Here is a 10,918-nt window from a genome sequence, read left to right on the forward strand (position 1 = left end):
GACACACTCCTGCCCCGGCGAACGCGTACGGTTCGCCGGGGCAGGAGTGAGCGGTGATGCCTCAGCCGCGCGGTTTTCCCAGCCGCCTCATACCAGTTCGGCTTGCGGTTGGGGTTGCGGCTGCGGCACGGGGACGGCCTTCCGTTCCCAGCGGTCGGTGGTCCGCAGGTAGCCGTAGACCACCGAGACCATCGCCAGGACGAGCAGGGGCCCGAACACCCAGGGGTAGGCGGCCATCTGCATCGAAAGGTAGCGGTACGACAGCAGGAGGGCGGTGAAGACCGTCGCGCCGTAGGCGACCAGCCAGGCTCCCGACCGGTCCCAGCCACGGTCGAGGGAGCGCAGCGCCGCCTCGATCGTGAACGTGAACACCACACCGGCGATGATGTCCGCGCCGTAGTGGTAGCCGAACCCCAGCGTCGCGCCGAGCGTGGCGATCAGCCAGAACGCGCCCGCGAACCGCAGGGCGCGCGGGCCCCTGCGGGAGTGTATGAAGATCGCGGTCGCCCAGGCCGTGTGCAGGCTGGGCATGCAGTTGCGCGGGGTGGTCCCGTTGAAGGGCATCTGGAGCGGGGCGGTGATCGACGGCGTGGTGTCCGGCCACAGGTCGGCCACCGCCCAGTGCCCGCCGTCGGCGCCGTAGGCGAAGATCGGCCCGACCACCGGGAAGATCATGTAAATGCCCGGCCCGAGGAGGCCGATCACCAGGAAGGTGCGCACCAGATGGTGGCTCGGGAAGCGGCGCTCGACCGCCACATGACGCAACTGGTACAGCGCGACGGCGACCGCGGCCACCGCGAGCTGGATGTAGACCCAGTCGAGCAGATGGTTGCCGACCGGGCCGCTGGCCTCGACGATCCGGCCCACCAGCCACGACGGGCTGCCCAGCGCGTGATCGGCGGTCGCCACGTACTGGTCGAGCACCGTCGGGCGCGTCTTCGAGGTGATGAGCAGCCAGGTGTCACCGGTCTTCCGGCCGGCCACCAACAGCAGACCCAGCCCGACGCCCTTCAGCAGCAGGGCACGTTCCCGGCCGGTGCGGCGCGTGACGGCGATGACCGCGCAGCCCAGAATCACCCACAACGCGCCGTTGCCGAACATCATCTTGGCGTCGACGGCCCACCGCACCAGAAAGAAGACGACGTCGATGCCGATCGCGGCACCGGCCGCGATGAGCCGCTGCCGCCAGGTGAGCACCACCATCGTCAACGCCATGCTGGCGTACAACAGCGGTCCCGACTTGGGGGCGAGTACCACCTCTTTCGCCTGGTTGGTCATCGGCCCGGGCAGGCCGTAGTGACGTGCGGCGATCTCCAGCGCGATGAGGAACCCAAGGCCCACCACGCCCACCGCGGCCCACAGCATCGTCCGTGGTTGGCGCAATGCGACGAACGCCGTTCTGCTCTTTATTCGCGAAAACACTCGCGATGCTATAGGTATCAATTGTTTGGCCGATTTGTTAGATGTTGGCTAAATAAGTCACTCTTCAGGCCGGATGGCGCGTTTTCCGGCGAAGTAGGGCGATGAGGGACGATCGCCGCACGATCGCACATGCTATCGGAGCGGCGCCCGGCGTCCCGGGGGGCGTCAGCGACTGAGAGAGTCGAGGTGCCGGTAGAGCACCCGGTGCCCTTCGGTGGTGGGGTGCAGACCGTCGACGAACAGCTCGGCGCGCTCCCGCAGCGGCTCCCACATGTCGAGGTAGTCGACGTGGTGCGTGTCGCACCAGGCCTGGAGGGCCTCGCGCAGGGCCAGCGCCCGTTCCCGTGTGAAGGTCAGGCCCGCGTAGTCGCCGGTGCGTGTCTCGTCCAGCCATATCGGCCCCGCGACGACGAGTCGCGCCTGGTGGTCGAGGGCGGTGGCGGCCAGTGCGCCGAGGCGCTCCCCGATCTTCGCCAGTCCGTCGCCCCGGGCCGGTGAGGCGTCGAGCGACAGGGTGGAGTCGTTGATACCGGCGGCCAGGAGGATGGTGTCGGGGAGGCGGGGAGCCAGCAGCGCGGGTGTCTGCTCGCTGACATCGGTCAGGGTGCTGCCGGGGATGGCCAGGTTGAAGACCCGGTGGTCGGCCTCGTTCGCGGCGATGTGCGCGGCGGCCAGCTGGGCCGCCCATCCCCCGTGCGGGTCACAGCGCCCGTAGGCGATGCTGTCGCCCACGATCACGATGCGCGCCGCCGCGCGCAGCGGTCGCGCGTCCAGGTAGGCCCAGGCGTGCTCCCCGGAGGAGAGGACCACGCGGCGGCGGGCGTAGTCGTCGACTTCGTACGCGTCGGCCGCGGCGAGTTCCCCGTCGGTGAGGTGCAGGACCGCGCCCTCGATCACGCCGCCGTACCGGCGCTCCAGGGTCAGGTGCACGTCGAGGCCGCTGGCCGCGATGACGGACTCGTCGGTGATGGGCAAGGGCCTCGTGGCGTAGCCGACGAGCGATGCCGGCGAGCTGGGAACGGCCCGGCCGAAAAGAGCGGTCTGAACCCGCTCGTCCCTCAGCGTGCCGAAGGAAAACAGTGCGTGGGGGCGTGACTCGGTGACCATGAGCTGTGTGGATCTTTCTTCAAGGACTGATCAGGACACCCTAGGCCGTGTCCGGCGGATCATGTGAGCGGCCACCGATCCCTTGGCGGTCCGGGACAGACCGGCGGCTGGGCTCAGCTAAAACCAGCCCGTCCGGACAGACCGGCGGCTGGACCCAGCCAAAACCAGCCCGTCCAGACGGACTGACCGCTGGGCCCAGCCACAACCAGCCCGTCCGGCGCTTGAGGACGCGCCCGCAGGGCGCTCGCCGCCGCAGGCGGCACCACCGGGCGGTAGCCGAGCAACCGCCGGCCAGGCGAAAGGCTCTTGCGCCGACCACGAGCGTGTAGTGCCATGGCTTCCCATGGGAAAGAGGAGTACCGCCGCGCTGATCGTCACTCTCACGGCAGGCGCCGTCCTGACGGGCGCGCCGGGTCCACGCGCCCAGGCCGGCGAACCCGGTACCGGCGGTGCGCCGCCCATCGGTTCAGCCCGGACGCCGGGGATCGATCTCGATACGGCGACGATCCCGGAGTTACAGCGCCGCATGGCGGACGGTTCGTTGACCTCGTCGGCGCTCACCGCCGCCTATCTGCGGCGGATCGAGACCGTCGATCCGCGGATCCACGCGGTACTGCGCACCGACCCGTCGGCCCCGCGTCAGGCGGCCGCCAGCGACGTCAGACACCGCCACGGTGAGACCCGCGGCCCGCTCGACGGCATCCCCGTTCTGCTGAAGGACAACGTCGACACCCGTGACATGCCGGCCACGGCCGGGTCGCTGGCGCTGGCCGGGCGCCCGCCGGGCGCCGACGCCGCCCTGGTGACGCGGCTGCGGGACGCGGGAGCGGTGATCCTGGGCAAGACCAATCTGTCCGAGTGGGCGAACTTCCGGGCCTCGAAGCCCACCTCGGGCTGGTCGGCGGTGGGCGGCCAGACCCACAATCCGTACGTCCTGGACCGGAATCCGTGCGGGTCGTCCGCCGGTTCGGCCGCCGCGCTCGCCGCTTCGTTGTCGCAGGTGGCGATCGGCACCGAGACGGACGGCTCCATCGTGTGCCCGGCCGGGATGAACGGGGTGGTCGGGCACAAGCCCAGCCTCGGACTGGTCAGCCGGGCGGGTGTGGTGCCGATCTCCGCCGAGCAGGACACCGCGGGGCCCATGGCCCGCAACGTGACCGATGCCGCGCTCACGCTGTCGGTGCTCAGCGGGGGCGAGGTCCCGTACGCCGGGTCCCCCGGCGTCGCGGACCGGCCCGCAACCGCCGGTGATCTGCGCGGGCGGCGGATCGGCCTGTGGCGGCTGCCCTCGCTCGGGCCGGGGGTGGATGCCTTGATGACCCGCACGGCGGAGCGGCTGCGCGGTGCGGGCGCCGAGGTCGTGGAGGTCACGCTCCCGCATCAGGAGCGACTCGCCGAACTCGAGTTCCCGGCGTTGCTGAGCGAGTTCCACCGTGACATCGACCGCTATCTCGCCGCACATGGCGGGCCCCGGGACCTCGCCGCGTTGATCGAGTTCAACCGCGCGCACCCGGCCGAGCGGACCTGCTTCGCCGGCCAGGAGCTGTTCGAGCAGGCCCTCGTCGCGCCGCCCACCACCAGCCCGGAGTACCGGGCGAAGCGTGCCGAACTGACGGGACTGGCCCGGCGTTCGATCGACGCGACCATGGCCGCGCACCGTCTGGACGCCATCGCCTCGCCGGCGAACCCGCCGGCGTGGACGACCGACTGCGCGCGGGGCGACAACGACGTGATCCCCTCCTCCACCCCGGCGGCCGTGGCCGGCTATCCGTCGCTGTCCGTCCCGGCCGGATTCGTGGACCGGCTGCCGGTCGGTCTGCTGCTCATGGCCGGTGACCACCAGGACGCCCGGCTGCTGTCGCTGGGAGCCGCGGTGGAACACCGGCTGGACGCCTGGCGGGCACCGCGCTACCTGCCGACGGTGGCCCGGCCCGGCCGGTGAGGGCACGCGGGTCCGTCGAACGGACGCGAGGCGGAACGCGCGCGGAGCCGCGGAAGAGCGGCCCGCCGCGTCAGGGAGCGACGGCCCCGGCGGGCTCGGGGTGGCGCTGCCCGGGCACGGACCCGGCGGTGGCGCCGACCACCGGGTCGGGATGCGGCAGTCCCGCGTGGTGGGCCCGGACTCCGGCGCGGACGGCCCAGAAGTAGAAGCCGAGGGCGGAGACGGCGACCAGCGCGATGTCCAGGCCGCCGGGGATCACTCCGTGGCCGCCGAACTCGGTGCTGCCGAGAGCGGACAGCAGTGCCGTCCACAGCAGGAACGCGGCCATCCACCAGGCCGGTGCGAACTGCCGACGCAGGCTGGTCTCGCCCTTGCGGCGCAGCACCACGGCGGCGATGGGCACCGACAGCAGGGTGAGCAGGGCGACCTTGCCGGTGTTGGGCCACTTCGACCAGTACAGGGCGCAGGCGGCGAACGCGAAGATGACGGGGCACAGCACCCGGGCGGCGGGGAGCCGGAAGGGGCGGGGCAGGTCGGGCTTGGTCTGCCGGAAGACGCCGACCGCGATGGGGCCCATGAGGTAGGAGACGACCATCGCGGCGGAGACGACGCCGGCCAGGGCCTCCCAGCTGTGGCCGACGGTGAGCAGCAGCAGGACGGAGAATCCGAGGTTCAGCCACATGGCGGGGCGGGCGACGCCGTAGCGGGGGTGCACCTGGGCGATCTTCTTGGGGAAGAAGCCGGTGTCGGCGAGGTTCTGCGCCAGGTACGCGGCGGAGGCGACGTTGCCGATGTTGGCACCGTTGGGCGAGATGAAGGCGCCGAACTGGAGCATGGTGACGACCCAGTGCAGCATCAGCAGCTTGGCGAGATCGGCGAAGGGTGACGCGAAGTTCACCCCGCTCCAGCCGCCGGCCTCGGCCAGCCGCTCCGGCGGTACGGCACCGAGGAAGGCGACCTGGAGGGCGAGATAGATGACCAGCCCGAGGGAGAGCGCGCCGACGAGGGCGAGCGGGATGGCCCGGCCCGGGTTCTTGGCGGCGCCGCCGAGGTTGACGACGGCCTGGAAGCCGTTGAAGGCGAAGACGACGCCCGAGGCGGAGACGGCGGTGAGCACGGCGGACCAGCCGTTGGGGGCGAAGCCGCCGTGCGCGGTGAAGTTACCGGTGTGGAAGCCGGACGTGATGAGCGCGCCGACCGCGAGGACGGGAATGGCGAACTTGACCAGGGTCAGGAGATTGTTGGCCCGCGCCAGCAGCTCGACCGACCAGTAGCAGGCGAGCCACAGCGCGACGGTCAGGAACAGGGCCGTGGCCAGGCCCGTGCCGGTCAGCTTGCCGTCGGCGACCAGCTCCCGGGCCCAGCCGAAGCCCCACGACGACATGTACTGGGTGCCGGCGATGGCCTCGATGGGGATGAGCGAGGCGGTCGCGATCCACACCGCCCAGCCGGTGATGAAGCCCAGCACCGGGCCGTGCGAGAGGGAACCGAACCGGGCCATGGCGCCCGGCAGCGGATAGGCGGCACCGACCTCGGCGTACGTCATGGCGATCATGCCGATGAAGACGGCGCCGATCACCCAGGCGACCAGCGCGGCGGGCCCGGCGACCTGGGCCGCCTGACCGGCTCCGAAGAGCCATCCCGATCCGAAGATCGACCCCAGCCCGATCATGATCAGGGCGAAGAGGCTGAGGCCCTTTCGATTGGCCGCGCTCATATCCACGACGTGCGTTCCGTTCTGTCTGGAGACCGAGGGGCGCCTCTACGCGCCTCTCGGTCATCCGGTGCCGGGCCCGCACCGTCGGCGCGTGCCGGCCGACGACGCCGTCTGCCGGGCTGAGCGGAAGCGGATCGCCCGCACTGGGTGCGGTCCCCTGGACTTCACCGAGATCGGCCCCCGGGAACGGACACCGGGCGCGGCGCGAAGAGCCGGGAGGTCCGTGCGAGAGGATCGACGGTTGTCCGGGCTCGATGACGACGGGATGGCCGAGGACGCAATAGCGACACCGGACATATTACGACACGCCGCCACGGCTTTCGGACACCTCACCCGGCCCTGCGCCCGGCCCCGCGCCGCCCGGCAGGGCGCTGGGCGGCCGTCGGCGGGGCGGGGTTTCCGGCCACCTGATTTTTTGGGAATGGGCACGAGAAAAGCGGGTAACGGAGCGCTTGGCTGGACCCAGTGCTTCATGGCGTGGAAGGAGACCTCCGTGTTGATGGCTCACCCTGCGGTGTTGCGGGATCTCATCGAGCGGTACGAAACGTTGCGCGCGCTCGCCTCCCGGGAGGCCGCGAGCCCAGAGATCCGGCGGCGTATGGACGACGTCTCCTACACCCTCTGCGTGTCCACCGGTACCCGGGACATCGAGGCCGCGTTGGCGGCCGCCCGCCGCCGGGTGTCCGGTGACCGCGGTATCGGCGACCGGGTGCCCACCGGCCGGGTCCGCGGCGACTCCGTCCTGGTCGACAGCTGATCCCCCCTCGATCGGCTTCGGCCGTCCCGCCCGTCTCGCCCGGCCGTGACCGCGCTACGCCGTGCTGCCGGCCGCCGTGGCCCGGCGTTCCGCGCCCGGGCCGGCGGCCGGCAGCCGGTAGTGGCCGCACGCGGCGGGCAGGCGCACGCCGGACAGACGCAGTTGTCCGACGCGGGCGTGGAAGGCGGCGCCGCGCATCAGATGCCCGGCGACGGTGGCGGCCGGTCGCCCCGCCGGGTCGGCCAGAACACTGCCGGCGGCCCAGGCGTTGAAGGCGCCCATGGCCGGTCCGCACCAGATCTGCCAGTCGGACGACCGGTCGGGCTCACCCGCGACGGCCCAGCGGGATCCCATGGCCAGGTACCAGCGGAAGACGACGGCCATGTGGTACTTGGGGTCCTCCCGCGCGCGCCGGAGCCCCTCGGGGTGGTGCTCCGCCAGATAGGCGGCCGCCTCCCGCCACACCTCGGACAGGGGGCGCCGCAACAGGCGCTCCTCCACGTACCGGCGGTCGCCGGGCGAGAGGCCCGCGAGCCCGTCGTGTTCGAGGTAGAGGCGGTGGAGGCGGGCCGCGCGGCCGGCGAACATGGTGCCCCGGCCCAGGACTTGCACCTGTATGCCGAGTTCGAACATGTCCGCCGACGGTGCCATGGTGCAGTCGGCCGGGCCGGCTCGTGCGAGCAGGGCCTTGGCCGCGGCGGACGTCCCCGCCTCCACCGTCGCCTGGTTCACGGAGCCGGTGACGACGTAGTCGGCGCCCAGCGCGAAGGCCGCCATGACCGCCTGCGGCGTGCCGATGCCGCCGCCCGCTCCCACGGATACCGGGTGGCGGCCGCCGAGTTCACGCGCGAGGCGGTCCCGCAGGCGCAGGAGGAGGGGCAGGAGGACGACCAGCGGCCGGCGGTCGGTGTGCCCGCCGGAGTCCGCTTCCGCCGTGACGGCGTCCGCCACCGGCACCGACCGGGCGAGCCGGGCCTGCTCGTCGGTCACCTGTCCCCGGGTGACGAGTTCGCTGACGATCGCCTCGGGGGCGGGGCGCATGAACATCTCGGCCGTCTCCGGCCGGGACACCTTGGCGACGAGCCGGTTGTCCGCCTCCGCTCCCCCGTCGCGGCCGGGACGCAGTCCGGCCAGCCGGTAGCGCACCAGATCGGGGGTGAGCCGGACGAAGGCCGAGGCTTCGACGCAGCGGACCGCGTGGCGCGAGCAGAGGTCGACGCACATGCGCTCCAGGCCCGGTGCCGTCGGGCTGTGGATGAGATTGCAGGCATACGGGACGCCCCTGTCGCCGAGTTCCCGGCGCAGGCGCGCCAAGGCCGGTTCGAGGCGGGCGGCGGGCAGCCCGGCGGCCCCGAAGGAGGCCAGGTGGCCGGCCCGGGCCAGGGCGATGACCAGTTCCTCGGAGGCGATGCCACCGGCCATGGACCCGGCCATGTAGGCGTAGCGCACGCCCTGGTGGCGCCGGAAGACGGCCGAGCCCAGGCGTTCGGGCGGCAGGGGGCCGACGGACGCGAGCAGGACGGCGTCCTCGGTGGCGGCGGGGGGCCGGTCGGTCGCGCCGACGCGGCCACGGCTGCTGACGAGGTGACAGGGGCGGTCCAGGGCCGCCAGGGCCGCGTACAGGCCGTCCGGGTCGTGGCGTACGGTCACCGGATGTCCTCCTGCCGCACGGGCGCCGCCGGCCGGAGGTCGACGGCGATGTTGTCCACCTGGTAGATGCGCAGGTCGTCCCGCCAGATACTGCCGTCGGCGCGGAGGGTCACCCGCTCGCCGTCGGCCCGGACGTCGCGGATGTGGGCCTCACCACGGACGCGCCGGTGCTCGCGCAGGATCTGCCCGCGGTAGGTCCACCGCAGTTCCTCCCCGGGTGTGACGGTCATGCGCGGCCGGTCCAGGTGGTCGGCGAGGCCGGTGATCAGGGCGTAGGCGTGCACGGCTTGGTAGAGCGTCTGGACTCCGACGGAACCGGGAAGGACGGGGTCGTCGAGGAAGTGCTGCTCGAAGAACCAGTCGTCACCCCGCACCGGGCTGTCACACAGGACGTAGCCCCGGCCGTGGTCGCCTCCGCCGGCCACGACGACGGTGTCCTCCAGCAACGCCAGCCGGCCACGGCCCAGTCTCGGGTCGTCCCGCAGGCGACGTCGGACGACACCGTCGCGCGGGGACGCCTCCCGCTCCAGCCAGGGCGGGACGCACCTCCCGTCGTCCAACCCCGCCTGGGCGTGCAGGAGTTCGGGCGTCAGATAGGCGTGGACCGCCTCACCGGTGCAGAACGGCACGCCGGCGTGGTGCAGGGTGAAGTCGTAGCGTTGGAGGATCCCGCCCGGCAGCTTTGTGTGGGAGCGGAGAGTGACGGCCTGGCGCAGGGTCGTCCCGCGCCAGCTCACCGGCCGGAGCAGGCGGCTCCTGCCTTCCAGGTTGCGACAGGCCAGGTCCTGGTGAGGGTATTCGCCGGTGACACCGAGGACTACCGCCAGCATGCCCATCGGCTGGAGCGCGGTCTCCATGAGGGCCAGTTGGGGCAGGGTGCCGTTGTTCTCCCGCAGATACCAGGGGTCGTCCGGCACGTCGTACTCGAACACGGCGTGGGTGCCGTCGCGGTACTCGCCCACGCGGCCCCGGCCGTCGACCGCCCGGGACACCATGAGCAGATCCCCGCGCGGCAGGCGGGGCCGCACGGTCGCGGTCGCGGCGGTGCCCCCGGGACACGACGACGCCGTGCCGGCGGCATCTCCCTCCGCGGCCTGCGCGATGTGCCACTCGTGGGCAATGGCACTGCCTCCGTCCGTGGTTCTGCGGCAGGTCCGCTGTGGTGGCTCGGCGGACGACCGCATGGGGGCGCCCGGTGCTTCTTGGAGGGCGACGGCCACATCACGCAGCCGCGCCACCCGGCGTCCCCGCACCCCGAACCAGCAGTCACCGACCGCGTAGGGCCGGGGTGTGAGGCCGCTGCCCGTGATCACCATCTCGGCGTCCACCGGCGCGTGGGACGGGAAGGTGTCCATGACCTCGACGAGAAGGACGCTGTCCGGCGCGGGAACGGCCCGGGCCCCGGGAACGCACAGATGAAAGCCTTGCCACACGAGGTGGACACGGAGGATGTCCATGGCCGTCATGACCGGCCACGGCCACGTCGCCGTCGTGTCGTGCGCCTCCACCGGGTGGGCGGTGGCCCGAAGGACGCCCTGGCCGTAGGGGCCGGCGCCGGGCTCGACGGTTACCTCCGCCAACCGTCCGGACGCCCATGGAGCGAGCCGGTCCCGCGGCGGCAGATGGCCCTGGTCGAACGCGGGGCCGAGAACCCGGGCGATCTCACCCCGTGCCAGGGCCGCGAGACCGGCCGCGGCCAGACGGGTCACCCGGGTCCGGGCTAGTGGTCGCGGGTCCGGTGGGAAGCGGGGCACCGGCCGCTCGGGCCAGGGGTCGTGCGCGCCCAGGACGCGTACGGTGGCGACCGTCGCCCCGTTCACGCCGATGTGCCACCCGGCGTCGTCCGGCGCGTCCTCGGAGGGGGGTGCCGGGTGGGTGCGGACCTCCGCCGCACGCGGCACGTCCGGCACGGCCCCGTGCCACCGGGTGGTGACGCGGCACGGCCACCTGCCCTCGGCGACCGGTACCACTCGCGCGGCCGCCCGGAGGAAGGTCTCGGCCGCGTCCGACGAGGACGCGGTGTCTTCGCCGGCGGTCGCCATGGACGGGGCCGTACCGGCGTGCCACGGCGTGGTGTCCGTCGCTGCCCGCGCGAGCAGCCGCACGGTGACGGCCGCGTGGGCGGCGAGCACCGCGGTGTGGGCGCGCTGAAGGCTCTCGGCGATCCTCTCGCGCGGGGTGCGGAGCGGACCGGGGGCCGGGGCGGTGGCGTCAGGGGGGTCGGAGGGCGCCGGTGCTCCGCCCGGGGGCGAGGACACGGGCCCGCTGCCGGGTGGGCCCTCCAGCGGGATCCCCTCGAAGGTCACGTCTTCCATGGCTCCCT

At 72.6% G+C, this 10,918-nt stretch carries 7 protein-coding genes; 2 read left to right on the forward strand and 5 right to left on the reverse strand.

What is annotated here, in order from left to right:
* Positions 1-87: 87 nt before the first annotated feature.
* Together ACZ6MA_RS21725 and ACZ6MA_RS21730 are read right to left on the reverse strand one after the other, a co-directional pair.
* Positions 88-1,365: a phosphatase PAP2 family protein gene (locus ACZ6MA_RS21725; protein WP_469435552.1), complete on the reverse strand. Its 1,278-nt coding sequence runs from the start codon at positions 1,363-1,365 to the stop codon at positions 88-90.
* A 222-nt stretch (positions 1,366-1,587) separates the two neighbouring features.
* Entirely contained in the window at positions 1,588-2,529 is a 942-nt protein-coding gene (locus ACZ6MA_RS21730) for a GDSL-type esterase/lipase family protein (protein WP_469435553.1), read from the reverse strand.
* Between the two features lie 343 nt (positions 2,530-2,872).
* Here ACZ6MA_RS21730 and ACZ6MA_RS21735 point away from each other — a divergent pair, with 343 nt between their 5' ends.
* On the forward strand, positions 2,873-4,471 hold the full coding sequence (locus tag ACZ6MA_RS21735) for an amidase family protein (protein ID WP_469435554.1): 1,599 nt from the start codon (positions 2,873-2,875) through the stop codon (positions 4,469-4,471).
* 70 nt (positions 4,472-4,541) lie between these two features.
* Here ACZ6MA_RS21735 and ACZ6MA_RS21740 read toward each other — a convergent pair whose 3' ends face one another.
* Positions 4,542-6,188: an APC family permease gene (locus tag ACZ6MA_RS21740; protein WP_469435782.1), complete on the reverse strand. Its 1,647-nt coding sequence runs from the start codon at positions 6,186-6,188 to the stop codon at positions 4,542-4,544.
* A 493-nt stretch (positions 6,189-6,681) separates the two neighbouring features.
* Here ACZ6MA_RS21740 and ACZ6MA_RS21745 point away from each other — a divergent pair, with 493 nt between their 5' ends.
* A complete protein-coding gene (locus ACZ6MA_RS21745; RefSeq protein ID WP_469435555.1) occupies positions 6,682-6,945 on the forward strand; it encodes a DUF5133 domain-containing protein in 264 nt (87 codons plus the stop codon).
* A 54-nt stretch (positions 6,946-6,999) separates the two neighbouring features.
* Here the strand turns inward: ACZ6MA_RS21745 and ACZ6MA_RS21750 are convergent, their stop codons facing one another.
* The gene (locus tag ACZ6MA_RS21750) at positions 7,000-8,595 is read right to left on the reverse strand and encodes a PfaD family polyunsaturated fatty acid/polyketide biosynthesis protein (RefSeq protein ID WP_469435556.1); all 1,596 of its coding nucleotides are present in this window, start codon (positions 8,593-8,595) and stop codon (positions 7,000-7,002) included.
* On the reverse strand, positions 8,592-10,910 hold the full coding sequence (locus ACZ6MA_RS21755; RefSeq protein WP_469435557.1) for a 3-hydroxyacyl-ACP dehydratase: 2,319 nt from the start codon (positions 10,908-10,910) through the stop codon (positions 8,592-8,594). The genes ACZ6MA_RS21750 and ACZ6MA_RS21755 overlap by 4 nt, the downstream gene beginning before the upstream one ends.
* Between the last annotated feature and the right edge of the window lie 8 nt (positions 10,911-10,918).

It is taken from the genome of Streptomyces sp. NPDC042259 (assembly GCF_055582085.1).

Coding starts and splice junctions, on each gene's coding strand:
- ACZ6MA_RS21725 (WP_469435552.1), bottom strand. CDS start 1,365: ATGCTGTGGGCCGCGGTGGGCGTGGTGGGCCTTGGGTTCCTCATCGCG.
- ACZ6MA_RS21730 (WP_469435553.1), bottom strand. CDS start 2,529: ATGGTCACCGAGTCACGCCCCCACGCACTGTTTTCCTTCGGCACGCTG.
- ACZ6MA_RS21735 (WP_469435554.1), top strand. CDS start 2,873: ATGGGAAAGAGGAGTACCGCCGCGCTGATCGTCACTCTCACGGCAGGC.
- ACZ6MA_RS21740 (WP_469435782.1), bottom strand. CDS start 6,188: ATGAGCGCGGCCAATCGAAAGGGCCTCAGCCTCTTCGCCCTGATCATG.
- ACZ6MA_RS21755 (WP_469435557.1), bottom strand. CDS start 10,910: ATGGAAGACGTGACCTTCGAGGGGATCCCGCTGGAGGGCCCACCCGGC.